This window comes from Lentzea cavernae (assembly GCF_014653695.1).
GTDB lineage: Bacteria > Actinomycetota > Actinomycetes > Mycobacteriales > Pseudonocardiaceae > Lentzea > Lentzea cavernae.
In genome coordinates this window covers 741,469-765,656 of record NZ_BNAR01000002.1, presented here as the reverse complement: position 1 = coordinate 765,656, position 24,188 = coordinate 741,469, and the positions used below count along the sequence as shown (strand labels likewise).

Here is a 24,188-nt window from a genome sequence, read left to right as displayed (position 1 = left end):
TCAGCTCCGGCCAGGGGCAGGCCGGGCGAGGAGACGGGGGAACAACCCCGCCGAGAACTCCCCGGCGGCACTGCCCGAAGGCATGGCGCGCACCAGGTCCGCGAGCTTCCGGGTCTCCCGCAGGAAGCCGGGAGCACCCCACCTCACGGCCAGGTCGCAGGTCTCGGCGATCAGGGCGTCGGCCCGCGCGACCTCGCCCGCGGCCCGCCACCCCATCGCCGCGAGGAACCGCCAGGGCAGCACGGACGGGTTGACGATCCCGTGGTCCCGCAGGCACCGGCCGCACTCGACGAACGTCACGGCCGCCGTCGCGGGTTCCGTGACCAGCGCGACCAACCCTCCGGCGAACAGCCGCCAGGCGTACGTCAAGCCCTGTGCGGCGTCGATCGGTTCGCGGACCAGCGCGGCGCGGGCGTCGTCCACCAGCCCGGCCGCGAGCAGCAGCACCACTTCCAGCGCGAGGTGCCGGGCGCTGAACAGGGGAGTCCGGCAGCCGCGCGGCAGTTCCGCCTCCGCGCGGGCCAGGTCCTCCGCCGCCTCGACGACCCGTCCCTGCCGCAACCTCACCGAGCAGCGCAGCAGCATCGCCTCGGCGACGGCGACCCGGGAGCCGCACCGGCGGCCGTCCACCAGAACGGCGTCGACGGCGGCCAGCGCCTTGTCGTGCTCGGCGGCCCAGGACAGCACGTCGGCCGCCGCGAGGCGAGGTGTCAGCGGACCGCGCACGGCGAGAGCAGAGGTCGCCAGCGCCACCGCGTCACCGCTTCCGGCACAGGCCAGACGCCACGCGGCCACTCCCCGGCACACCGGGTCCGCGGGCGGGTCCGGGAGTGACGGCACAACGGGAACACCGAGTTCGCCGGGTTCCCCCGCGACGCTCACGACGTACCAGTAGAGGCCTTTGAGCGCTTCCCGTTCGGACTCGGTCAGGTCCGGGTGCGCGAGCGCGATCTCGATGGCCCGCCGGGACACCCCGGACCGTTCGCGGCAGGCCAGCACGTCCGCCGCACGCAGACGCGGGCCGGACATCGCCGGGCCGGTCGTGTGCAGGACCTCGACCAGGCGCCGGTCCGCGGCTTCCGGTGCGTGGTCGAGTTCGCACTGCGCGAGCTGGATCAGGACGTCCGCGCGCGTCGCCTCGTCCGCGGTTTCGCCGAGCGCCCGGATGAGCAACCGGGCTGCCTCCACGGTTCTTCCCGCGTCGGCCAGCACCCGAGCCTGCCGCTGGAGCACCAGCCGGGCCCACGTCGCGCCGACGGGGGGTGCCTCGGCCAGGATCGTGCTCATCCGCTCGAAACCGAGCGCGGCCTGATGGCCGAGCAGTACCGCTTCGGACCGCAGATCGGCACGCTGGTCCCCGCTCATCGCACCGAGCACGGCACGGGCCACGCCATCGGTCAGCCTCGGCTCATCGGCCGTGACCAGTCCTAGTCCGCGCAACCTCGTCATCGCCCGGTCGGCGTGCACGCCGTCCAGGCCCGCGAGCCCACGCACCAGGGACCGCTCGAACTGCCCGCCGCACACCGCCATCGCACGCAGCAACCTGACGTCCTGCTCGGACATCACGTGCAGCGTTCGCGCGATCCGGTCCTCGTCCGGGGCGGGCGGGGGCAGGGCGACGACGTACCAGGGCGGCGTGGTGACCGAGTCGTCCTCGGCGAGCGCGTCCTCCGCCGCCGTGCCGAGTCCAGTGGTGGCCAGGACCACCGCCACCGGGGCCCGGTGGATCCTGCGCAGCAGGGCGCGAAGCCATCTGATCGAGCTCTCGTCCATCCACTGCGCGTCGTCCAGGACGAGCACCAGGGGAGCGGCGTCCAGGAGAACACGGCACAGCTCCGCCGTCGGACGGTCCGGGTCCGCTCCCAGATCGGCCATCACCTGAGCGAGCACGGTACTGTCCACATCGGACTCGAATGCCGAGGCGCGGACGGCGATCAGGCGCGTTCCGCCGCTCACGTGATCGGCGATCCGCTTCAGCGCCGCGGTGCGGCCGGACTCCGGCGGCCCGGTCACCTCGAACACCGCTCCGCTGTCACGACACAGGCTGCCGGCGAGCTCGGTGACAAGTTGGTGTTCGCTGATCCTCTTGCTCACGCGGAACCACGGGCCTGCGGAAGCCGGTCGGTGGTCACGCCCGCGAGACTATTTGCTCCCATATGAGACGAAACCTGCGCAAATGGGTGGAGTCGTGCCAAATCAGGCCCACGGGCACCGCCCGGTGGCGGACAACGCCCCCGGCAACCCGCTGCGGCCCCGCACGCCGAGCCGGCGGTAGGCGTTGGTCAGGTGCTTCTCCACGACCCGCACACCGACCCGCATGAAGTCCGCGATCTCCTGGTTCGACCGGCCTGCCAACGCGAGTTCCACAACGCGTTGCTGCGCACCCGTCAAACCGGATCCGTGCCCCGCGACCGGTTCCGCCCGTGCGACCAGCGGCCTCTCGCCGCACTCGACGGCCACCACCGAGGACCGCGCCACGTGGTGGCGGTCCGCCGTGCGGACGCCGACCTGCCACAGCGCCCTGGCCAGTGCGAACCGGTTGGCCGACCCCTCGAGAACGCCCACGGCCTCCCGCAACGTCCTGACGCCGGCGTTCCCCTCGGTCATCGACCCCAGGTGGCACAACGCCGTGCCAATGCCGGCCGCCGAACCCCACTCCACCGCGAGCGCGTGTTGGTGCACTGCAAGCTCCTGCGCCGCCGCGACATCCCCCAGACGCCACAGGGTCCGGGCCGCCTCCGCACGCCACGGGTGCAGCACGGGGTTGCGCCAGCCGAGCTCCTCGAGCTGAGCGCCGGCGTCCCTCAGGTGGGCGAGCCCGGCCTGGAGGTCCACGGCCGCCACGCCGCACAGCATCGCGTGCGCGACCGACAGTGCCGGGTCGTGCGCCTGCTCCTTGACCAGCGGGACCAACCGGCCGACGAGGTGGTCGTCGCGGGTCTGCACGGCGATCGAGGCGAGCACCACCAGCACCTCGGAGGCGAGTCCGCGAGTGGCGAGGACGTTCACGGCGATGTCCCGGGCCGCGGTGGTCCGGCCGCGGTGCAGCAGCACCAACGCCTGCTCGGCCTCGATGAAGACCTGCTCCGCAGTGGCGTTCGCGGCAAGCGCCCGCTCCATCGCGTTGTGCAGCCAGGAAGACACGGCGTCCACCGAATCGGCCGCGCACAACGTGCTCACCAGGGTTGCGATCGGCGTGTGGACGTGATCCGGTCGGGGTGGTGCGTGGGCCAGCAACCGCTGCGCGACCGCCGCGACTTCCTCGGCACGCCACGCGGAAGCGGTTGTCGCACAGTGCAACCGGACCGCCAGCAGTTCACGCCCCGCGCTCGTCGCCGGAAAGGTCTCGTCCGGGCGCGCGCCCACCCGGTCGGCACACCTCACCGGCGTCCTGCATTCGGCGTGGTGCGCCCGTGCCTCGACCCGCAGGGCGAGATCACCCAGGACCTCGTCGTGCGGCCGCGCACCCCGCAACTCGTCCTCGACGCTCCGGAGAAGTTCCCGCGCCTCGGCCAGGCCTCCCGGCACGATCCTCGCCGCGATCGCGGCTCGTTCTCCGGTGCTGGTCACCATCCGCGCCGCGTCGGACAGGTGCGCCGCGGCAGCAGCACGATCGACACCCCGTTGCGCGGCGGCCAGTTCGACGAGCAGCGCCGCCCGCCTCGGCCCGGCCTCGGGGTGGTCGAACAACGCGCGGCGGAGGTACTCCACCGCGACCAGCGGCGCCCCGCGCTCGATCGCCGACACGGCCGCCGTGCGCAGGACCTCGACGGCCCACAGCCCCTGGGCGACCGTGATGGCCAGCAGCAGACGGGCCACGACCTCGGCGGGCCTGCCCGCGTCGTGCAGCAGGCGAACGGCCTTGCCCTGCAACCGAACCCGCTCCGCGGGAGACATCGTTTCCTCGACCGCCTCCCGCACGACGCGGTGGACGAACCGCGGGGGTGACCGGTCGACGAGACCGAGCCCGTCCGCCGCTCGCAGCGCGGTCGCGCACCCGACCTCGTCGACCTCCGCGAGCTGGGCGATCACCCCGGCGTCCGAGTCGCCCAGAACCGCCATCGCGTTCAGGACCGCACGCACCCACGGTGGCTGCGCGCGCAGACAGCTGACGAGTTTCCGCCGCGAACCCTCCGCCAGCTGTGGTCGTTGCAACGCAACGACATGGGCGGCCTGGCGAACGACCTGTTCCACGAGCGGCGTACCGGACCCCACGTCGCCATCGCGCACGCAGACCACCATCACCACCGGGATCCGGTCCAGCCGGCCGGCCAAGCGCGCGAGCACGCGCAACGACTCCTCGTCCGCCCACTGCAGGTCGTCGACCGCGACCAAGGCCGGCCCGGCCAACACCTCGTGCAGGCCACCCGTCCGCGCCATGCCGGAGAGCTCCTCGCCGGTCAGCTGACGCTCCACGGCGAACGGGAAGTCCTGCTCCTGCAAGGCCCCGGTGGCCCGCAGCACCCGGAAGCCCAGGCTCTTCGCCACCCGCCTCGCGTCTTTCATCGTGGTCGAGCGGCCACAGCCCAACGGTCCGCGAAGCACGACGAGCGAGCCCGTACCGGACCGTGCGAGGCGGAGTGCCGTCGCGACGACGTCGAGTGCCGTCATGCCGAGGCGGCGCGAAGACCGGTGTCGAGCGTGGCCGGCAGGTCCGTGCGCAGCTCGACACCGAGCTTCCGGTACACATTGGACAGATGGCTCTCGACGGTGCGGACCGTCACGAACAGCTCCTCGGCGATCTCGCGGTTGGTGGCACCGGCCGCCGCGAGCTCCGCGACCCGCCGCTCCCGTCCGCTCAGCGCGTCCGACGGTCGCGCGCCCAGTCTCGGCATGCGCCCACCGGCCAGGACGAGCAGGTTCCTCGCCTCCGCGGCCGCCGCACGATCTCCCAGGCGGATCGCCAGGGTGACCGCCGTCCGCAGGTGTTCGCGGGCCCCTTTGAAGTCACCGTGCGACAACCGCGACTCGCCCAGCAGGCGCACCGCGCGCACGTGCAGCGGCCGTGCGGAGGACTCGGCCAGTTCCGCCACCGCGGTGCCCAGCAACTCCTCCGCGACCGCCCCGGTGGCCGCGACCCCGCCGGCCATGAGGCTGAGCCCCCTCGCTTCGAGGGTGTCCCACCGCCGGGCGCGCTCGGCCCCGAACTCGGCGAGTCCCACGGCCTCCTCGCGCCGGTCCAGGCGCACCAGCAGGCAGACGGCGTCCAGCCACCACGGTGCCCACACGGGGTTGAGCACGCCCGCGGACGTCAGCTGCCGCCCGCAGTCGAGCAGGAGGTCCAGCGCACCGGTGAGATCACCACGAGCCCGGCGGACAGCCGCCTTCATGACCATCACCGGTCCGTACGTCCAGCCGAACCGCGGCTCTCCCACCCGCTCCAGGTGGTCCTCGGCGCCGGCGACGTCACCGCGCTTGAGCAGGATCGACGCCATCGCCACGCGGGGAAGTTCGTCCTCCACCGGCGTCACCGCCCGTTCGGCGACCTCCAACGCGGTCCGGGCGTCGGCATGGGCCTGCGCGAGAGCACCGGCGTGGTCGAGCAGGCCCGCCCTCGTCGCCAGCGCCAGCGCGTGGACGTCGAGCGCGTCGTCCGCGCCGGTCGTGGTGATCAGCCTGTCCAGGGCCGCCATCGCCTCGGCCGGTTCCCCGCACAGCCCCAGCACCGCCGCGGCGGCGAGCGCGGGCCCGGCGTGCACCGCGGGCCCGGGAACGAGACTCCGCCGCGCCAGGTCGACCGCCGACCGGACGCACTCACCGGCGAGCATCTCGGCCTGAGCGGCCACACCGGAGACCAACCGCCCCGCCGCCGTGTCCGGAACCCGGTGGGGCGAGAGCCGATAGCGCGTGAGCAGTTCCGCGGTGCCGGCCCGTTCTCCCAGTCCCACGGCCAGCAGCACCGCGTGCACCTGGGGCATCAGGTCGCTGCCGACCGGTGAGTTCTCACCCTCGTCCAAGATTGCGGCGAGCCGGTCGAACGCGGCCTCCGACCACGTGGCCGCGACCGCCATCAACCCCACGCGGCACAGGATCCGCACCTTCGCGCCGGTGTCCGCCATCTGGTCGACGACCTCGGTCAGCCGGGGCAGCGCCGCGGCGGGCCCCATCACGACCAGCACGTCCGCCAGCTCCAGCAAGGTGGCCGGATCGCCCGGCAACTGGTCGAGAACCCGAGTCAGACACCGTTCGGCCGCCTCGAGGTCTCCTCGCCGGACGGCGGCCGCCGCCGCGTCCCGCAGGACGCGGACCATCCAGGCCTCGGGCAGTGCGGGCAGTCCCATGAGCTGCCCGGCGACCTCCTCGGCCGGGCGTCCCTCGTCGTGGAGCACCGTCGCGGCCCGCCGGCGCAGTTCCGTCAGCTTCGTGGCCGGCACAGCGGACAGGACGACGTCGGCGATGTCCTCGTGCCGGAACGCCAGTTCCTTCGGAGCGAGCACTTCCTCGCGGCGCAACGCTCCCACCGCGGTCGTCACCAACGGCTCGGGCAGCTGGAGAAACCGGCCCACCGTCCGGACGTCGGCGGGACCGAGCACGGCGATCGCCTGCGCCACCTCGTGTCCCGGCTCCTCGAGCGAGCACCCGGCGACCACCTGCCGCCCCAGTTCCCGGACGCGCTGCACGCCGCTCTCGTCCGGACGCACGCCGTGCCCGCGCAACGAGGTCAGCAAGGTGTGCAACCCCAACGGGTTCCCGCCCGTGATCACCCCGCACGCCTCGGCGAACACCGGGTCGGGCCTGCGACCGAGAGCCCGCTCGACCACGGCCGCGACGTCCGGTGCGGGCAGCGGCGTGAGGTCGATCGTCGTCGACGGCCCGATGCCGGCCATGTCCGCGAACAGCAGGTCGGCGTCCTCGGCGACACCGGGCTGCCACGCCAGGACGACCACCAGCGGCAGCTCGGCGGACCTGCGCAGCAGGAAGCCGATCCACCGCAGAGTCCGCGCGTCGCAGGCGTTCGCGTCGTCGAGCACGACGACCAGCGGCCGGTCCGCCATCATCCCCACCGCGACCCGGTACAACTCGCAGAACACGGCGTACTCGTCCGCTCGCCCGGTGGTGTCCACGGCCGCGGCGTGCCCGAACAGCTCGCGCACCGACCCGTACTCCTCGACCCGGGCACGGCCGGTCGCGCAGAGCACCGTCACGTCGCAGGAGCCGAGCTCCCGCCGAACCGCGGCCAGCAGGCCGCTCTTGCCGATTCCCCGCGGACCGCGGACCAGGGCCAGGTGCGCACCCTCGGCACGGCTGGTCGCCGCCAGGCGGACGAGGTTCTCGCACTCCACCTTCCGGCCGGCCAGGTCCGTCACTGTCGCTCCTCGATCACCACGAGCCCGAGCAGGGGAGGGAATCGTCACGATTCGCGTTCGATCGGCAGCCTTCCGTAACCGAGACGGGTGACGCAACCTCGCGCATCTCAACAGCTGGGGTGGCGTTTGGGCGACTGATATGTAATATCCAATATATTAGTTGCTCGAGGGTCACCTCGAGATCGACCCGCTCCGGCCACGCCGGCGCGGCACGTGAAAGGACGAACCTCATGACCGGCGCTGGGCAGGAGATCAAGAACGTCGTGCTGGTGCACGGCGCGTTCGCGGACGGTTCGGGGTGGCGGGGCGTGCACGACGACCTGACGGCACAGGGCTACCGGGTCTCGGTCGTGCAGAACCCGCTCACCTCCCTGGAGGACGACGTCGCGGCGACCACCCGCGTGCTCGACCGGCAGGACGGCCCGGCGATCCTCGTCGGCCACTCGTGGGGCGGCACGGTCATCACCGAGGCCGGGGTGCACCCGAAGGTCGCCGGGCTGGTCTACGTGTCGGCGCTGGCACCCGACGCGGGCGAGACGACCTCGCAGCAGTACGAGGGATTCGCCCCGACACCCGACTTCGTCATCGACGTCGGTGAGGACGGCTACGGCTTCCTCAACGGTGACAAGTTCAAGGCCGGCTTCGCGGCGGACGCCGCCGATGCCGACGCCGCGTTCCTCCGCGACACGCAGTTGCCCATCAACATGGCGGTCTTCGCGACACCGGTGAAGAACGCGGCGTGGCGCGACAAGCCGAGCTGGGCCGTCATCGCGACCGACGACAAGGCTTTCGACCAGGCGATGTTGCAGCACATGGCCGAGCGCATCGGTGCGGAGATCACCACCGTCCCGGCGAGCCACGCCGTGTACGTGACGCAGCCCGCCGTCGTCGCCGGCGTCATCGTCACCGCCGCGAAGAACGCCACCGCCTGACCCGCTCACCCCGGGCCGGTTCGCACGCCGCGAGCCGGCCCCGAGTTCCGGAGTGTGACCGCATGCCCGTCACGCCGTTCCAGGTGGCGCTGTGGATCGAGCTCCTCGCCGCGGGACTGGGCGGCCTGCAGGGCGCCCTGTTCGCGGCGGGGGAGCGGCACCGCCGCATCGACGTGCTCGGCGTCGTCGTCATCGGCCTCGCCGTCTCCCTCGGCGGCAGCCTGTTGCGCGACATCGTGCTCAACCAGCCGCCCGTGGTGCTCTGGAAGAACTCGTACCTGCTCGTGGCCGGCGCCTCGGCCGTGCTCGGCATGGCGCTGCAACCGCTCCTCGCGCGGGCCGGCTGGCTGATCACCGGGCTCGACGCGGTCGTCATGGGGCTGTTCGGCGCCATCGGGGCGTCCAAGGCGCTGTCGCTCGGCGCCGGCGAGGCCGGGGCTGTGGTGGCCGGCGTCATCGGAGCGATCGGCGGCGGCATGCTGCGTGACGTGGTCCTGAGCCTGCCGATCTCCTTCCTGCAGGTCGGCACCCTGTACGCGGTCGCGGCCGGAGCCGGGGCGGGGACGCTCGTCGTGCTCGCCGAGTTCGGCACGCCGATCCCGATCGCGGGTGTCGTCTGCGTGGTCGTGACCACGACCCTGCGGCTGGTCGCGATCCGCTTCGGCTGGACCTTCCCCGAGCAGCGCGCGCTGAGATCCCGCAGGACCTGAAATCGGCACGCCCCATCGCCGGACCTGTTCCGGCGCCGGGGTTCTGCTTCGCCGCCGCCGTTCCGCATGCCAGAACGCAGTGCTTCGCCCGCGCCCGTGCGCAATCACATACTCCGGCCCGGCTGGTCGCTCTTCCCACCCCCCGACCTCGTCGGCGGAGCGCACCCGCTCACCACCAGGAACCGCGGAGGCGGTCGGCACAGAGCGAGGGTCGTCAATGGCACACAGCGCAGAACAGCACGACACACCGTTACCGGAGAAGGTCGTCCCGGCGCGAGGGCGCGTCCCCCTCATCGCAACAACCATCGTGACCGGGTTCACCGCCGCTGCCGTCACGTTCATGCTCTCGCCCCTGCTCCCCGTGCTGCTGCGCGACTTCCAGCTCACGGTCGGGGACGTCGCCTGGGTCTTCACGCTGCTGCTGATCGGCAGTGGCGTCAGCACGATCCTGTTGCCGCGCTTGGCGGACGTGCTGGGCGACCGCGTCGCGACGACGCTCGGCGCCGTGTTCCTCGCGATCGGCACGGCGATCCCGGGAGCCGTCCACACGTACCCGGCGCTGCTGGTCGGCGCGTCGGTGATGGGCGTCGGCGCGGCGACCGGTCAGCTCGGCGTCGGCGTGCTGCGCCGCCACCTCCCCGGCGAGTCGGTCAGGACGGCGGTGGTCGTCACCCAGTTCGCGCAGGCCAGCGGTGCGGGTGTCGGTCTCGTCGCCGGCGGTGTCGCCCTCAGTCACATCTCCATGCAGCAGTTCTTCCTCGCGGCGATGTGCTGCTACCTCGTCGTGGCCGTGCTGGCCTGGACGGTCGTCCCGCCGAGCCCGCGAGACCGCACGGCCGTCTTCGGCGTCGGCAACGTCGTCGGCCTCGTGGCGTGGATGGTGCTCCTGCTCTACGGCATCAACGCGGCCGGGTCGGACGGCCTCACCTCGTTCAAGGCCATCGGTTTCGTCGTCGCGGGCCTCGTCGGCGCGGCCATCTGGGCCACCCGCGAGAAGCGGTCGAAGGCACCGGTGTTCGACCTCGCCCTGCTGCGTTCGGGGACGGTCGCGAGGACCATGCTGGCGGGCTTGACGATCGGCATGGCCATCCAGTCGGTCACCTTCCTCATCCCGTTCTACGTGCAGACACCGCCGGCCGCCGGCTACGGCCTCGGGTACGACGCGCTGCACACCGGTCTGATCCTCCTGCCGTACTCGGTGGTCGGCGCCGTGGCCGGCATCGCGGGCGGGGTGATCGCGGCGCGCACCCGGCCGCTCGTGGTCGCCGGGATCGGCGCGGTCTGCCACGCGGTCGCGGCGCTGTGGCTGATCACGAGCATCCCGAACGCCTCGGCCACCTCGTTCTTCGTGGCGGCCTGCGTCTACGGCGTCGGCAGCGGCATGGTCGGAGTCGGCTTGTTCGCGTCGATGCAGAGCTGCGTCCCGCAGAGCCTGACGGGCATGGGGACGAGCATGGTCGGGATCATCGTCACCATCTCCGGAGCACTGGGACCGGCGATCTACTCGACCATCCTGCAGTCGAAGAGCCTCGCCGGCGCTTCCGGTGTCCCCGCCGAGGACCGCTACCAGATCTGCCTGCTCGTCGCGCTCGCCTGCGACGTCGTCGTGGCGGCCATCTGCCTGACGGCACGCCGCAGGCAGCAGGGCTGACGACTGTCCACAATGGCGGGCCGGGTGCGACAGCGCCCGGCCCGCCCGGATGTTTCGGGCGTGTTCCGCACAACGGCACGGCGCGCTCGTCCGATCCGCCACAGCCGCGCAGAGTTGGCGCATGAACAGAGTTGACCAGGTGACCACCGTCGCGGGCAGGGCGATCGACGCCGCGGTCGCGCGGCTGGCGGACGCCGAGAGGACAAGGGTGCCGTGCGCGCCGGTGCGCGACCTGATCGGTCCGGACGACCTCGATGCCGCCTACCGGGTCCAGGCGGCGATCGGTGCGCGCCGGGTCGGTGACGGCGCACGCGTCGTCGGCCGCAAGATCGGCCTCACCGTCGGGAAACGGCCTTGCTCCGGCGTGCTGTACGACGACATGGCGTTCATCGGCGGCGACACCGTACCCGCCGATCTCGTGCTCCAGCCGAGGGTCGGGGCCGGAATCGCCTTCGTGCTCGGCAAAGACCTCGCCGACGGACCACTCGACCCCGAGCAGGTTCGCGAGGCGATCGCCTACGGGGTCGCCGCCCTCGAGGTGTGCGGCAGTCGCATCGGGGACTGGGACCTCAGCCCGGCCGACGCGGTCGCCGACAACGCGTCCGCGGGCGCCTTCGTCACAGGACCTCGTCGTGTGGCGCTGCGGGACTTCGACCCGGAGCAGGTCGAGATGTCTTTGTACGTCAACGAGATCTCGATCGGCGGCGTGGAGTGTGCGGGCGATCCCCTCGACGCGATCGCCGTACTCGCTCAGACCTCCCGCGAGTACGGCACTCCCTTGCGTGCCGGCGAAGTCGTGCTGGCAGGAGCGGCCGGGCCGATGCGTCCTGTCGCGCCTGGCGACGTCGTCGTCGCACATCTGTCCGGACTGGGCGCGGTCAAGGCGTACATCGGCCGGCGGTCATGACGCCTTCTCGGCGCGGCCCGGCAGCAGCAGCGCGGGGATGACGGCCAGCACGGTCAGCGCGATCGGCAACCATGACAGCGTGGCGAACGCGTCCGCCAACGAGGGCGAGAGCTGGGCACGCGCGGCGTCGTCCAGCTCTGCCAAGGCGTCGACGCCGCGCCCGCCGGTGATCCCGTCGACCTGGTGCTGCAGCAGGACCGCGACGACGGCGGTCCCCAGGGCGCCCGCCACGTACTGGTTGATGCTCATGAGCGTCGAGGCACCGGGGATGTCCGCGCTGCGCAACGTCAGGTAGCTGGCCGTCGTCAGGGGAGTGGAGGCGGCGCCGACACCGACGCCGCGGACGAACCAGCACGCCGCCAGCCACACGTCGCTCGTGTCCGGTCCGATGAACGCCATCGGCAGGACGCCCAGGAACACCATCGCCAGGCCGCACAAGGCAAGCGCGCGTGCGCCGAACCTCTCCATGACACATCCGGCGAACAGCAGCACGAGCATGGCGCCGAACGCCGACGGCGCCACGAGCAGCGCCGACTCCAGCGCGCTGGCACCACGTGCGAACTGGAAGTACAGCTGGATCAGGAAGAGCACGGCGTTGGTGCCGGCCAGGTAGAGGAACAACGACGACCCGGCGGCGCGGAACGCCCGGTTCTTCCACAGCCGCAGGTCGAGCAACGGGTGTTCCGCCCGCAGCGCGTGGAACACGAACCCGCAGAGCAGCGCGACGCCGAGTCCGCTGCCGACGACCACCGGAGCGGTCACCGCGCCCGTGCTGCCGAAGTCCGTGATGCCGTACACCAGCAGCGCGAGACCGGGTGGCAGCAGACACAGGCCGACTACGTCGAGCCGCCGAGACTCACCGGGGCCGCCGCGGTCGAGCACCACCACGGCGAGGGCGAGGGCGATCGCACCGACCGGCAGGTTGACGATGAAGATCCACCGCCACGAGAACGACGACAGGATCAGCCCGCCGAGGATCGGCCCCAGCAGCGGACCGAGCATCGCCGGGATGCCGACGATCGACATGACCCGGCCCAGGCGGGCGGGCCCGGCGTGGCGCGCGAGGATCGACTGACCGGTGGGCAGCAGCATTCCGCCGCCCAGCCCCTGGACGACCCGCGCGGCGATGAGCAGCGGCATCGAGTCGGCGAGCCCGCACAGCAGCGAGCCGACGAGGAACATCGACATCGACGCGATCCACGACCGCTTCAGGCCGAACCGGTCGTTCGCCCACCGCGTCAGCGGCACGACGCCGGCGAGCGCCAGCAGGTACGCGGTGCTCACCCACTGCACGGCCGACAACGACGTGTCGAAGCTGCGGACCAGCGACGGCACCGCGACGTGGACGATGGTCGTGTCGAAGATGACGACCAGCGAGCCGAGGACGGTCACGCACGCGACCAGGCTCATCTGGCGGTCGAACACCCTGGGGCGCGGCTTGGTGGAGGTCGAGCTCACCGGTGGACAACTCCTCCTGGTCGTCGGACGACACCGCCGACAGCGGCAGGGGGAGTCTGCTTCGCGGGGTTCGTCCGGCGCCGCTGAGTCGTTCCGGCAGGCAGAAAGCCGGCGGTGATCTCACACCGGGCGCGCCGCGACCTCAGCGGGGAGCGAGGCCGTCGATCAACAGCTCCATCGTCCTGAGGGCGCCCGCGCGGCGCACGTCAGGCCGGCCCTCGCGGAAGTCCACCGCGAACGTGAGACCGGTGACCAGGGCGACGAGCTCGTCGGCGGTGAGGTCGCCGCGGATCCCGCCCGCTCGTTGCGCCGGCTGCAGGAGACGCGCGACGACCGGCACCACCTGCGCCCGGCCCCACTGCGCGTTGGCGCTCGGATCGGTCTCCTGCAGGCCCTGCGACAACAGGACGGTCAGCACCCGGTGCGACTCGATGCTGAAATCGATGAACTCGTGCAGCCACAGCAGCAGCGCGTCCATCGGCTCGTGCCCCGAGCTCAGTTCGGGCGCACGTTCGAGCACCGTCAGCATCCGCGAGCGGTACACGGTCTCGAACAGGTGCATGCGGCTGGGGAAGTGCCGGTACAGCGTCGCCGGCGCCACCCCGGCGCGCTTGGCGACCTCGTCCAGCGAGACGGCCGGGCCCTGCTCCTCGACCAGGGCGCGCGCGGCCGTGACGATGCGGTCGATGCTGCGACGCGCGTCGGCCCGCAACGGGCGTTCCGGCGCGGCGGTGCGGAGATCGTCCGACAACTCCTCGTTCCTTCCCTCTTGCGCGGTGACCACGGCCAACTTAGTGTAGCCGCCTAAATGAGAGTACGACTCCGACTTAGAGAGCGGCTGTCTGGACAAGGCTCGAACCACCTCCCGGTGCGGGACTGCGGAAAGAAGCGTCAACGTGGACGAACAACGGCAAGGAGTGGTGCCCGGCGGACGCGAGACGTCCGCGGGCAAGGGCGACACGTCCGTCGGCAAGGGACTGTGCGTGCTGGACGCGCTGGCCACGTCACGGGCACCGCTCGGCGTCTCGGAGATCGCCCACCGCACCGGCATGGCCAAATCGACCATCCACCGCCTGCTGGTGACGATGATCTCGCACGGGTACGTGGCGAAGGTCGAGGACAGGTACTCGCTGGCCGACCGCGTGTTCGAGGTCGGCAACCGGGTCCAGGTCGGTGAGGTCGAGAACCTGCGCGAGTCGGCGGCGCCGTACCTCGCGGAGCTGTTCGCCCTGACCCGCCAGACCGTCCACCTGGGAGTCCTGAGCGGATCGGACGTCCTGTACGTGGACAAGGTCGCGGGAACGAACAGCCCGCGCGTGACGACACGCGTCGGCGGGCGTCGTCCGGCGTACGCCACTGGTCTGGGAAAAGCCCTTCTCGCGTTCGCGAGTCCTCCGGTCGTGAAGCAGACACTGGCCGGATCGTTCAAACGCTTCACGGCGTACACCGTCGCCGACGCGCAACGGATGACGCAGTCGCTGGTGCGCGTGCGGGAAACCGGTCTGGCGACGGACTACGAGGAGTCCTTCCTCGGGGTCGCGTGCCTGGCGGCACCGGTCTGGAACGCGGACACGACCCGTGCGGTCGCGTCGATCTCGTTGTCCTGCAGCGTTTCCGGCCGGTCTCCGTCGCGGTACAGGACTGCTCTGAACGACATCGCGCGACAGCTCTCGGGTGCATTCCGCCTCGCGGAACGCAAAGCTTGAGTTCGCGCCACAGCGTTGCAGGATAAGGGAATCACCGCCAGGTGCGCCCGCTCGGGCCGTGCGGGACTCAACTCGAGGAGCATCCAACGTGGGGTACATCAAAGCGCTCGGCTACATCGGGATCGGGGCGGCGGACCTCGACGCGTGGAGCGAGTTCGCCTCCGGCGTTCTCGGCCTGCAGGTCACCCGCGGTCGTGACGACCATGACGTCGAGACCCTCTTCCTGCGCATGGACGAGCGCCACCACCGCATCGCGGTGCGGGCCGGCGACGACGAGCTCACCTACGTGGGCTGGGAGGTGCGCGACGAGGAGGACTTCGTCGCGCAGGTGGCCGACCTGGAACGGCAGGGCGTCGCGGTGAAGGAGGACGCCGACCTGGCCTCGTTGCGCGGTGTCCGCCGGCTCGCGCGCTTCGCCGACCCCGCGGGCTTCCAGCTGGAGCTGTTCTTCGGCGCCGGAGTCCTCTCCAGCCCGTTCGTGTCGCCGACGGGCGTGCGGTTCGTGACCACCGACCCGGCCGGCAACGACCTCGGCGTCGGGCACGTCGTGCTGCAGTCGGCGAACACGGACGAGATGATCGACTTCTACCTCAACGTCCTGGGCTTCAAGGTCAGCGACTACATCACCATGAAGCAGCACGGCATCTCGCTCACCTTCACGCACGTCAACCCGCGCCACCACTCCCTGGCGTTCGGTCCCGCGCGGCCGGGCAGCAAGCCCGAGCTCAACCACTTCATGCTGGAGGTCGACACCCTCGACGGCGTGGGCCGCGCGCTGGACCGCGTGCGGGAGAAGAAGATCTCGCTGACCGCGGCGCTCGGGCGGCACACGAACGACGGGATGCTCTCGTTCTACATGGAGTCGCCGTCCGGCATCGGCGTCGAGTACGGCACCGAGGGCAAGCTCATCAACGACGAGACCTGGACCGTCATCGACTGGGACGCGGCACAGCTCTGGGGCCACGACCGCTCGCACACCCACTGACTTCCGGCTCGACCACAGGAGAACCCCATGACCGACGTCCCCAGGGCAGTGGACCGACTCGACGACCTCGTCTCCCTCGACACCGGCGAGATCGACCGGACCATCTTCAGCGACCAGGAGATCTTCGACCTGGAGATGAAGAACATCTTCGGCCGTGCCTGGCTGTTCCTCTGCCACGACACGCAGATCCCGAAGCGGGGCGACTTCTTCGAGGCGCCGATGGGGTCGGACAACGTGCTCGTCGTGCGCCAGCGCGACGGGAGCATCCGCGCTTTCCTCAACACCTGTTCGCACAGGGGCAACGCGGTCTGCCGCGCCGAGGAGGGCAACGTGCGCAACTTCATGTGCACGTACCACGGCTGGACGTTCGGCCTCGACGGTGAGCTGGTCGGCGTGCCCGGCAAGTCCATCTTCTACAAGGACAAGCTCGACCTGTCGAAGCACCCGCTGCGCAAGGTCGCGCAGCTGGACACCTACCGCGGCTTCGTGTTCGCCACGTTCGACGAGACCGCTCCGCCGCTGGAGGACTACCTGGGCGCCACAGGGCGTCTCGGTCTCGACATGATCGCGGAACGCGGCGACATGGAGGCCGTCCCCGGTGTGCAGAAGTTCACCGTGCACACCAACTGGAAGTTCACCGTCGACAACGTGTTCGACTACTACCACCCGCAGATCACGCACATGTCTGCGTTCTCGGTGGGCCTGATCCCCGCCCCGCCGGACGACTTCGTCGAAGGCGGGGCGAAGTCCGACACGGGCGCCAACCTCGAAGTCCCCTTCCTGCCCACCGACCTGCACAACTTCGTCGTAGTGGGGGAGTACGGGCACGCCATCTCCGGCCCGGACCAGGAGTCCCTCGAGGTGACCGCCGGCACCGAACCGTTCGCGTGGCGCCACAAGCCCGAGGTCGAGGCCCGGCTGGGACGTCACGGCGGCCGCGTGGCTGGCCACCCGCACATCTTCCCCTCCACGTGGGTCACGACGAACGCGCAGCTGAGCCTCCGGGTCCCGCGCAGCCCTGACGTCACCGAGATCTGGTGGTTCTCCTTCAGGGACAGGAACAGCTCAGCGGACGAGCAGGCCGCGTCGCTCGACTCGCAGATCCACTTCTTCGGGCCCGCGGGCATGCTGGAGCAGGAGGACGGCGAGAACTGGGCGCAGTCGACGTTGCAGACCAAGGGCCTCAAGAGCCGGGAGATCCCCCAGCTGCTGAAGATGGGCCTGGGCACGTCGGAGGTCGTCAAGGAGGACGGTCTGGCCTTCATGGACGCGCCGATCAACGAGCACGCCCAGCTGTGGACCTACCACGCGTGGCGCGAATGGCTGCGGAACCCGAGCTGGGAGGAGCTGCGCGAGCGCACGATCCCCAGGGATCGCTACTAGGCCGAGGTGGAACCAATGACGATCGAAGCCACCACGAAGTCCACAGTGGACGCGATGGTCCTGCAGCACGAGGTCGAGCAGTTCCTCTACCACGAGGCAGCCCTGCTCGACAGCCACAGCTATGACGAGTGGGTCGACCTCTTCACGGCCGACGCCCACTACTTCATGCCCCTGCGGCGGACCATGACCCGGCGTCAGCTCCACCTGGAGTTCACGAAACCCGGTGAGATGGCGTACTTCGACGAGGACAAGAACTGGCTGGAGATCCGCGCGAAGAAGTTCGCCACGGGAACCTCCTGGGCCGAGGACCCGCCGTCGAGGACCCGCCACCTGATCACCAACGTCCGGATCGTCGAGGACGACGGCGACGAACTGGCCGTGCACAGCAACTTCCTGCTGTACCGCACGCGGCTGAAGAACGACGTCGACCAGTGGGTCGGCCGCCGCGAGGACCGGCTGCGCCGCGTCGGCACCGGCCTGGCCATTGTCAAGCGGTTCATCTACCTCGACCAGACCGTGCTGCAGTCCGGGAACCTCAGCACGTTCTTCTGACCCGCGCCCGTTTCTAACGAAGGTTTCGGCAACATGTCCTGGATTCGCGCCTGTTCCGCCGACGAGCTCGACGACGGCGATGCGCTTCAGCTTCCGACCGACCCGCCCGTCGCGGTCTTCAAGGCGGACGGGGAGTTCTACGCGCTCGACGACACCTGCACGCACGGCCTGTCGTCGCTGGCGGACGGGTACGTCGACGGCGCCCAGGTCGAATGCGCGTGGCACCTGGCCAAGTTCGACCTCAGGACGGGCGCCGCGCTGTCGCTCCCGGCGACGAAACCGCTGTGCACGTACCGGGTGAGGGTCGACGGCGGCGACGTCTCGGTCGAAGTCCCCGACCGGGTGTGAGGGCGGCCGATGCACAGGTCCAGTTGCGTGATCGTCGGTGCGAGCGCCGCGGGCATCTCCGCGGCCCTGGCACTGCGCCGGCTCGACTACCGGGGCACGATCACCGTCGTCGACGGTGATCCCCACCCGCCCTACGAACGTCCGCCGCTGTCCAAGGCCCTGCTCGACGACACGACCGGCGGACTGGTGCCCATCGTGCCGTGGTCGACCTACGCCGACCTGGAGATCGACCTGCGCCTGGGCGAGCGGGTGACCGCGATCGACCCCGGCGCGCTCAAGGTGCACCTGGGCGGCGGCGAACAGCTCGACGTCGACCGCCTGGTGCTCGCCACCGGTGTCACCGCAAGGCATCTGGCCCTTCCGCACGCCGACGCCGACAACGTGCTGACGTTGCGCGACGCCACCGACGCGGCCCGGCTGAGCGCACAACTCGCCCGGGGTGGCCCGCTCGTCATCATCGGCGCGGGCTTCATCGGCCTGGAACTGGCGGCGGTCGCACGTCAGCGCGGCATCGACGTCACGGTGGTCGAAGCGCAGCCCCGGCCGCTCGCGAACATCGTCGGCCCCGAGGTGGCGAGCCTCGTCGTCGACCTTCACCGCGGACACGGCGTGCGCCTGATCACCGGCGCCACCGTCGAGCGCTTCGCCGCCACCGGCTCGACCGTCGAGCAGGTCGTCCTCTCGACCGGACACCGCCTCGACACCGCGACCGTCGTCGTCGGCATCGGCGTGCAACCCCGCACCGAACTCGGCACGTCGGCCCGCGTGGACGTCGACCACTGGGGCTTCCCGGTGAACGAGTTCGGCCAGACGAGCCGCGCCTGGATCTTCGCGGCCGGCGACGTCGCGAGCCAGGCACACCCCCACCTCGCCACGCGCGGACGCCTCGAACACTGGGACACAGCACAACGCCACGGCGCCGCCGTCGGTTCCACCGTCGCCGGAGAACCCGTCCGCTACAAGGAAGCCCCGTACGCGTGGTCCGACCAGTACGACGCCACGCTGCAGATCATCGGCCGCCCCCGCGGCACCGACCAGGTCGTGATCCGCGAAGGCGCGACACCACAACGCTTCCTGGCCTTCTGGCTGCGCGACGGCCGCCTGGCAGCCGCCGCCGGCATGGACGCGTCCCGCGAGATCGGCATCGCCCGCCGCCTGGTCGCCTCCACCGTGCTCGTGGACAACGCCGTGCTCGCCGACGCCGCCACCGACCTGCGCGCCCTGCTGAAGCCCCACCGCCCCCGTTCGCCCGAACAACTCGCCGGCTGACCCCGGCACACCCGAAAGGCATCCGCAGTGACCACCGCGACCACGGACATCAGCAACGAGTCGACCTACCGCCTGATCGACACCGCCGACTACCGGATCCAGATCAACGAGGCAGGACAGGGACATCCCCTCCTGCTGATCCACGGCACCGGCCCCGGCGCCACCGGCTGGTCGAACTTCGAGCCCAACATCCGCGCCCTGTCCTCGTCGTTCCACTGCATCGCCGTCACGATGCCCGGCTGGGGCGACTCCTGCGAGCAGAGCGTGGCAACCGGCCGCGACCAAGGCCGCGCGACACTGCAGCTGATGGACACGCTCGGCATCGACCGGGCCGCCATCATCGGCAACTCCATGGGCGGCGGCATCGGCACCATCATCGCCACCGAACACCGCGAACGCGTCTCGCACCTCGTGACCATGGGCGCGGGCATCTGGGGCGTCAACGTCATGACCCCCAGCGGCCTCTCCGAAGGCATCCAGCTCATCTTCGACACCTACGAGGACCCGTCACCGGAGAACTTCCAGAAACTCGTGCGCGTCATGTGCTTCGACCCGTCCTTCGCCACCCGCGAACTGGCCGAACAACGCTCCCGCAACGCCCTAGCCACACCAGAACACCTCAAGAACTGGCTCGAGGTCATGCGCTCGGGCCTGGGCGCCACCGGCTTCGCCGAGGCCAGCCAGAAGATGGCCCACTCCGACGTCCCGACGCTGATCATCCACGGCCGCGACGACCGCACCGTCCACTTCGAACTCAGCATGCGCGCCCACGCCGTCATCCCGGACTCCCGCCTGCTGATGTTCAACCGCTGCGGCCACTGGGCCCAGCTGGAACACGCCGACGAGTTCAACACCACGGTCAAGCACTTCCTGGAAACCCGCTGATGCCCCGCCTGGCGGGCCTGTCGGCCCTGGTGACAGGCGGCGGCTCCGGCCTGGGCCGCGCCATCGTGGACCGCTACATAACCGAAGGCGCCACCGTAACGGTCCTCGAACGCTCCTCCGCCAAGCTCGACGACCTCGTCACCACCCACGGCGACCGAGTCCGAGCCGTCCAGGGCGACGTGACGTCCACCAGTGACAACGCTTTGGCAGTCAGCACCGCCGTGAAGGCGTTCGGCGGCCTCGACACCTTCGTCGGCAACGCCGGCCTCTGGGACTTCGGCCGCGAACTGCTCTCCATGACCCCGCCAGAGCTGGACCACGCCTTCGACGAACTCTTCGCCGTCAACGTCAAGGGCTACCTCATCGGCGCACGAGCCGCCGCGGAAGCCGTCACCGCCCGCCGCGGCTCCATGATCTTCACCCTCTCCAACGCCGCCCTCTACCCGCGCGGCGGAGGCGTCCTCTACACCGCCTCGAAGCGAGCCGCGGCCGGTCTGGTGTCCCAGCTCGCCTACGAGCTCGCCCCTCACGTCCGGGTCAACGGTGTCGCCCCCGGAGGCATGGCGACCGATCTGCGCGGCCCTCGGTCCATGGCGCTGGACGACACGGCGATCACCGACGTGCTGGCCGATGCGGATTCCCTGAGCAGGTACTCCGCGCTCGACTTCACCCCGCGGGCGGAGGACTACGTGGACTCGTACGTCCTGCTCGCGGCCCGCAGGGAGTCGAGAACGGTGACGGGCGCGGTCTTCGACATCAGCGCCGTGGGCACGCCACGACGCCCGGACCTCCCGGTCTGAGGGCCGTCAGGCCTGGTCGGCCCACCACTTCTGGCCGGTCTCACCCAACGACGAGATCGGGTCGTAGTAGGGATAACGGCGGTTCAACGCCTCCGGGTCCTCAAGCTCAATCCCGGTCCGATAGTTCTTGGTCCAGTACGAGATCCCAAGCTCCCGGTCATAATCCTCAATCTGATGCACCCACCGCTTCCCGACGTACGGCACATCGCACACGATCCGAGGAGTCGCATACCCGGGCAGATAGCCCATGATCGCGTGCTGCAGCTCCTGCGCCTCCCACACCGACACCCGCCAGTGCTCGGCGTTGGGGATCATGTCGCACATGTAGAAGTAGTACGGCAGGATGTTCGCTTCCCCTTGCAGGGCAAAGCAAAGGTCCAGCAGGTCGTCCGGCGTCGCGTTGACGCCCTTCATCAGCACGCCCTGGTTGCGCACGTCGCGCACGCCGACCTCGAGGGCCGTGCGGGCGGCCTCGGCGACGAGGGGCGTCACGGACTGGGCGTGGTTGACGTGCGTGTGGATCGCGAGGTTGACGCCACGGCGGGAGGCGGTGCGGGCCACGCGCTCGAGGCCCTCGACGACGCGCGGCTGGAGCCAGTGCTGCGGCAGCCCCGCCAAGGCCTTGGTGGCCAGGCGGACGTCGCGGACCGTGTCGATGTCGAGCAGGCGCATGAGGAACGACTCGAGCTGCGGCCACGGCACGTTCGCCACGTCGCCGCCGGACACGACGACGTCGCGGACGCCGGGGGTCTTCTTGAGGTACTCGATCATCTGGTCCTGGCGGTCGACCGGCTTGAGCGAGAGCTTGTGCTTGTCGATCAGCGGGGTGGAGTTGCCGACGAGGTCCATGCGGGTGCAGTGGCCGCAGTACTGCGGGCACGTGGACACCATCTCGGCGAGGACCTTGGTGGGGTAGCGGTGGGTCAGGCCTTCGACGACCCACATCTCGGCCTCGTGCAGCGAGTCGCGCTGGGAGTGCGGGTGCGACGGCCACCGGGGGTCGCGGTCGGAGGAGACCGGCAGCATGTAGCGGCGGACCGGGTCGGCCAGGAAGGCCTCGGTGAAGGCGTCCGGGGTCAGGTCCGCGTCGACCGCCATGGTGTTGAACATCTGCGGCGGGATCAGCATCGACATCGTCGCGAAGGCGTCCATGTCCTTGGCGAGGTCGTCGTAGAACCTGTCGGTCAGCAGGTCGCCCGCGACCTTGCGGAGCTGCTTCACGTTCTTCACGCAGTTGACCCGCTGCCACTGCGCGTCGCGCCACTGCGCCTCGGTCACGTGGGACCAGCCGGGGAAGCGGCGCCAGTCCGGTTCGACCAGCTCCCGGCGGACGTACGTGTACGGCTGGCGGTCCAGCCGCTCCAGCGCCGTGGTGGCGTCGTGCAGCGCGGTCATCCGTACTCCTCAGCGTCGAGGTCGCGTGAAGATATCCTGTCATACCGCTAGGCTGCCGTAAATATTTCAGCTCAAGGCCTGGTCGTGGGGTGGTCGGGAGCAAACGGGCGCCACTGTGCGTTGAACGGGCATGCCCCTTCTCGCGCTGCTGCTGCTCGGCTTCTTCGCCGAGATCGCGGTCCTCATCGCCGTCGGCAACGCCATCGGCGGGCTCTGGGTGATCGCCCTGCTCCTGCTCAGCACCCTCGTCGGGTTGTCACTGGTGCGCCGCCAGGGCGCGCAGACGATGGCCGCGTTCCGCGAGTCGGTGTTCCAGCGTCAGGAACCGCACCAGGAGATGGCGGACGGCGTGCTGATCGCGGCGGCCGGCGCGTTGATCATGGTGCCGGGCTTCCTCAGCGACGCGGCCGCGTTGTTCCTGCTCTTCCCGCCGACGCGCAAGCTCGTGAGCCGCCGCATCGCGCGCAAGGCGGAGGCGGCGGCGCTCAAGTTCGAGCACGAACGCCGCTTCGGTGCCGGTCAGGTCGTCGAGGGGCAGATCATCGACGTCGACACCGACCCGGTCGTCATCACGGAGCGGCGCGAGCTCAGGTGATCCGCGCGTACCGGCCCGCCGACCTGGACGCGTTGTACGACATCTGCCTCGACACGGGCAACGGTGGCCTGGGCGCGCGCCACCTGTTCGAGGACCCGCGGCTGCTCGGCCACGCCTACGTCGGCCCGTACGTGGCGTTCGAGCCCGACCTCGTGTTCGTGGCGGAGGACGACGAAGGCGTCTGCGGCTACGCGCTCGCGACGTCCGACACGGAGGCGTTCGAGGACCGCTGCGACCGCGACTGGTGGCCTGACCTGCGCGCCCGCTACCCGTTGACGCCGAACGCGAACCGGGTCGTGCAGCTGATCCACGCGCCTACTCGCGTCGACTCCATGCTGATCAAGGACTATCCGGCGCACCTGCACGCGAACCTGCTGCCGCGCGCGAAGGGCAAGGGGTTCGGCGGAACGCTCGTGCGCGCCGTGCTCGAACGCCTGGAGAAGGGCGTCCACGTGCACGTGCGGCACCACAACACACACGCGATCGGCTTCTGGGAGCACCTCGGCTTCCGCGTGATCGACTCCGCCGACAAGCTGGTCCTCGGACTGCGCCTCTGACCGATGTCGTTCCGGTTCTGATCGCTGTCCGCATCCCGCCTCAGGCATCCGGGTCGACTCCGGTGATTCCCCACCTCAGTCGCCGCAGCGCTTCTTGGTCATGCACGGACTCCTTGAACTGAACGAGGTTCAGTTGACGCAGCATCACCAGTTCCACAGGTAGCCGATCGGCTCCCGGAAGCAGCACCGGGACCAGCGGAATGCCGTCTGTGGCGCACCGTTCGACGAACGCCCTGATCTCCAGTCGCTGCCACCTGCCGGTCCCGCCCTCGCCCAAGAAGACCACTGCTGTGCGGGTGGAGTGAATTGCCTCCTCGATCGCGTCTTGTACCCAAGTGCCGGGGCGGACGCGTTCGATGTCGATCCACGGTTTGATGCCCTGGTCTCGCAGGGCGGTACACACGGCGAGAACCGCGGGCAGGTCGGCCGAGTTGTACGCGAGGAAGACGTCGAAGGGCTTGTGCTCGTCGGTGGGGGCACTCTCCGGCTTCCGCCTGGGACGTGGAATCTGCGTTGTCTCCATCGGGACTCTCCTGCTCTCGTGGAGGGCTTTCCCAGAGTCAACCAGCCGGTGATGCCTGAGGAGGAGAGCTGACGGAAAGGCCGCATGAGGCCACGCAGCAAACATCTAAAAACCACACGATCCAACACGAATCCTGTCGCATGTCTCGATCGGGAATAATCTTCGGGTTTTCCTGTGGCGCCAGGCAAGTTTCGTCAAGGACAAGTGATGGACAAACTCGTGGGT

The 24,188-nt window shown here is 70.3% G+C and carries 21 protein-coding genes; 14 read left to right on the top strand and 7 right to left on the bottom strand.

Annotation, left to right across the window (positions count from 1 at the left end; translation table 11 throughout):
- The 3 genes from IE307_RS09505 to IE307_RS09495 all read right to left on the bottom strand — a co-directional run bounded on the left by IE307_RS09505 (position 1) and on the right by IE307_RS09495 (position 7,307).
- Positions 1-2,094 carry an ATP-binding protein gene (locus IE307_RS09505; RefSeq protein ID WP_191297469.1) on the bottom strand — a complete coding sequence of 698 codons (2,094 nt, stop codon included), beginning with the start codon at positions 2,092-2,094 and terminating at the stop codon, positions 1-3.
- A 102-nt stretch (positions 2,095-2,196) separates the two neighbouring features.
- On the bottom strand, positions 2,197-4,611 hold the full coding sequence (locus IE307_RS09500) for an ATP-binding protein (RefSeq protein WP_191297468.1): 2,415 nt from the start codon (positions 4,609-4,611) through the stop codon (positions 2,197-2,199).
- Complete coding sequence (locus IE307_RS09495; protein WP_191297467.1) at positions 4,608-7,307, bottom strand: helix-turn-helix transcriptional regulator; 2,700 nt, start codon at positions 7,305-7,307, stop codon at positions 4,608-4,610. The genes IE307_RS09500 and IE307_RS09495 overlap by 4 nt, the downstream gene beginning before the upstream one ends.
- A 230-nt stretch (positions 7,308-7,537) precedes the next feature.
- Between IE307_RS09495 and IE307_RS09490 the strand changes: the two genes are divergently transcribed.
- From IE307_RS09490 to IE307_RS09475, 4 genes are all read left to right on the top strand, one after another.
- The gene (locus IE307_RS09490) at positions 7,538-8,239 is read left to right on the top strand and encodes an alpha/beta fold hydrolase (protein WP_191297466.1); all 702 of its coding nucleotides are present in this window, start codon (positions 7,538-7,540) and stop codon (positions 8,237-8,239) included.
- A 62-nt stretch (positions 8,240-8,301) separates the two neighbouring features.
- Positions 8,302-8,949, top strand: a complete 648-nt coding sequence (locus IE307_RS09485) for a trimeric intracellular cation channel family protein (RefSeq protein WP_191297465.1) — start codon at positions 8,302-8,304, stop codon at positions 8,947-8,949.
- Positions 8,950-9,256: 307 nt separating this feature from the next.
- Positions 9,257-10,600: an MFS transporter gene (locus IE307_RS09480; protein WP_191297464.1), complete on the top strand. Its 1,344-nt coding sequence runs from the start codon at positions 9,257-9,259 to the stop codon at positions 10,598-10,600.
- A gap of 121 nt (positions 10,601-10,721) precedes the next feature.
- Complete coding sequence (locus IE307_RS09475) at positions 10,722-11,507, top strand: 2-keto-4-pentenoate hydratase (RefSeq protein ID WP_191297463.1); 786 nt, start codon at positions 10,722-10,724, stop codon at positions 11,505-11,507.
- Here the strand turns inward: IE307_RS09475 and IE307_RS09470 are convergent.
- A complete protein-coding gene (locus IE307_RS09470) occupies positions 11,502-12,965 on the bottom strand; it encodes an MDR family MFS transporter (protein ID WP_191297462.1) in 1,464 nt (487 codons plus the stop codon). The two genes, IE307_RS09475 and IE307_RS09470, sit on opposite strands and share 6 nt — an antisense overlap.
- A 142-nt stretch (positions 12,966-13,107) precedes the next feature.
- Positions 13,108-13,716: a TetR/AcrR family transcriptional regulator gene (locus tag IE307_RS09465; protein ID WP_191297461.1), complete on the bottom strand. Its 609-nt coding sequence runs from the start codon at positions 13,714-13,716 to the stop codon at positions 13,108-13,110.
- A gap of 145 nt (positions 13,717-13,861) precedes the next feature.
- Here IE307_RS09465 and IE307_RS09460 point away from each other — a divergent pair, with 145 nt between their 5' ends.
- From IE307_RS09460 to hcaB, 8 genes are all read left to right on the top strand, one after another.
- Positions 13,862-14,671, top strand: a complete 810-nt coding sequence (locus IE307_RS09460) for an IclR family transcriptional regulator (RefSeq protein ID WP_191297460.1) — start codon at positions 13,862-13,864, stop codon at positions 14,669-14,671.
- Between the two features lie 88 nt (positions 14,672-14,759).
- On the top strand, positions 14,760-15,656 hold the full coding sequence (locus IE307_RS09455; RefSeq protein WP_191297459.1) for a VOC family protein: 897 nt from the start codon (positions 14,760-14,762) through the stop codon (positions 15,654-15,656).
- Positions 15,657-15,683: 27 nt separating this feature from the next.
- The gene (locus IE307_RS09450) at positions 15,684-17,039 is read left to right on the top strand and encodes an aromatic ring-hydroxylating oxygenase subunit alpha (protein WP_191297458.1); all 1,356 of its coding nucleotides are present in this window, start codon (positions 15,684-15,686) and stop codon (positions 17,037-17,039) included.
- A gap of 15 nt (positions 17,040-17,054) precedes the next feature.
- The gene (locus IE307_RS09445; RefSeq protein ID WP_191297457.1) at positions 17,055-17,591 is read left to right on the top strand and encodes a 3-phenylpropionate/cinnamic acid dioxygenase subunit beta; all 537 of its coding nucleotides are present in this window, start codon (positions 17,055-17,057) and stop codon (positions 17,589-17,591) included.
- A gap of 33 nt (positions 17,592-17,624) precedes the next feature.
- On the top strand, positions 17,625-17,939 hold the full coding sequence (locus IE307_RS09440) for a bifunctional 3-phenylpropionate/cinnamic acid dioxygenase ferredoxin subunit (protein WP_191297456.1): 315 nt from the start codon (positions 17,625-17,627) through the stop codon (positions 17,937-17,939).
- A gap of 9 nt (positions 17,940-17,948) precedes the next feature.
- On the top strand, positions 17,949-19,208 hold the full coding sequence (locus IE307_RS09435; protein WP_191297455.1) for an NAD(P)/FAD-dependent oxidoreductase: 1,260 nt from the start codon (positions 17,949-17,951) through the stop codon (positions 19,206-19,208).
- A 27-nt stretch (positions 19,209-19,235) separates the two neighbouring features.
- Positions 19,236-20,093, top strand: a complete 858-nt coding sequence (locus tag IE307_RS09430) for an alpha/beta fold hydrolase (protein WP_229904552.1) — start codon at positions 19,236-19,238, stop codon at positions 20,091-20,093.
- Positions 20,093-20,893 carry a 3-(cis-5,6-dihydroxycyclohexa-1,3-dien-1-yl)propanoate dehydrogenase gene (gene hcaB, locus IE307_RS09425; RefSeq protein WP_191297454.1) on the top strand — a complete coding sequence of 267 codons (801 nt, stop codon included), beginning with the start codon at positions 20,093-20,095 and terminating at the stop codon, positions 20,891-20,893. Before IE307_RS09430 ends, hcaB begins: the two co-directional genes overlap by 1 nt.
- 6 nt (positions 20,894-20,899) lie before the next feature.
- Here hcaB and IE307_RS09420 read toward each other — a convergent pair whose 3' ends face one another.
- A complete protein-coding gene (locus IE307_RS09420; RefSeq protein ID WP_191297453.1) occupies positions 20,900-22,288 on the bottom strand; it encodes a KamA family radical SAM protein in 1,389 nt (462 codons plus the stop codon).
- Positions 22,289-22,418: 130 nt separating this feature from the next.
- On the opposite strand from IE307_RS09420, the gene IE307_RS09415 reads away from it, so the two are divergent.
- Both IE307_RS09415 and IE307_RS09410 read left to right on the top strand, forming a co-directional pair.
- A complete protein-coding gene (locus IE307_RS09415; RefSeq protein ID WP_191297452.1) occupies positions 22,419-22,883 on the top strand; it encodes an FxsA family protein in 465 nt (154 codons plus the stop codon).
- A complete protein-coding gene (locus IE307_RS09410; RefSeq protein ID WP_191297451.1) occupies positions 22,880-23,440 on the top strand; it encodes a GNAT family N-acetyltransferase in 561 nt (186 codons plus the stop codon). Before IE307_RS09415 ends, IE307_RS09410 begins: the two co-directional genes overlap by 4 nt.
- Before the next feature lie 40 nt (positions 23,441-23,480).
- On the opposite strand, the gene IE307_RS09405 is transcribed toward IE307_RS09410, so the two are convergent.
- The gene (locus IE307_RS09405) at positions 23,481-24,068 is read right to left on the bottom strand and encodes a toll/interleukin-1 receptor domain-containing protein (protein WP_191297450.1); all 588 of its coding nucleotides are present in this window, start codon (positions 24,066-24,068) and stop codon (positions 23,481-23,483) included.
- Positions 24,069-24,188: the final 120 nt, after the last annotated feature.

Bases quoted from the DNA above. Each gene is read 5' to 3' on its own strand.
- IE307_RS09405 (WP_191297450.1), bottom strand. From the start codon at position 24,068: ATGTTTGCTGCGTGGCCTCATGCGGCCTTTCCGTCAGCTCTCCTCCTC.
- IE307_RS09445 (WP_191297457.1), top strand. From the start codon at position 17,055: ATGACGATCGAAGCCACCACGAAGTCCACAGTGGACGCGATGGTCCTG.
- IE307_RS09500 (WP_191297468.1), bottom strand. From the start codon at position 4,611: ATGACGGCACTCGACGTCGTCGCGACGGCACTCCGCCTCGCACGGTCC.
- IE307_RS09475 (WP_191297463.1), top strand. From the start codon at position 10,722: ATGAACAGAGTTGACCAGGTGACCACCGTCGCGGGCAGGGCGATCGAC.
- IE307_RS09485 (WP_191297465.1), top strand. From the start codon at position 8,302: ATGCCCGTCACGCCGTTCCAGGTGGCGCTGTGGATCGAGCTCCTCGCC.
- IE307_RS09420 (WP_191297453.1), bottom strand. From the start codon at position 22,288: ATGACCGCGCTGCACGACGCCACCACGGCGCTGGAGCGGCTGGACCGC.
- IE307_RS09490 (WP_191297466.1), top strand. From the start codon at position 7,538: ATGACCGGCGCTGGGCAGGAGATCAAGAACGTCGTGCTGGTGCACGGC.
- IE307_RS09435 (WP_191297455.1), top strand. From the start codon at position 17,949: ATGCACAGGTCCAGTTGCGTGATCGTCGGTGCGAGCGCCGCGGGCATC.
- IE307_RS09415 (WP_191297452.1), top strand. From the start codon at position 22,419: ATGCCCCTTCTCGCGCTGCTGCTGCTCGGCTTCTTCGCCGAGATCGCG.
- IE307_RS09450 (WP_191297458.1), top strand. From the start codon at position 15,684: ATGACCGACGTCCCCAGGGCAGTGGACCGACTCGACGACCTCGTCTCC.
- IE307_RS09440 (WP_191297456.1), top strand. From the start codon at position 17,625: ATGTCCTGGATTCGCGCCTGTTCCGCCGACGAGCTCGACGACGGCGAT.
- hcaB (WP_191297454.1), top strand. From the start codon at position 20,093: ATGCCCCGCCTGGCGGGCCTGTCGGCCCTGGTGACAGGCGGCGGCTCC.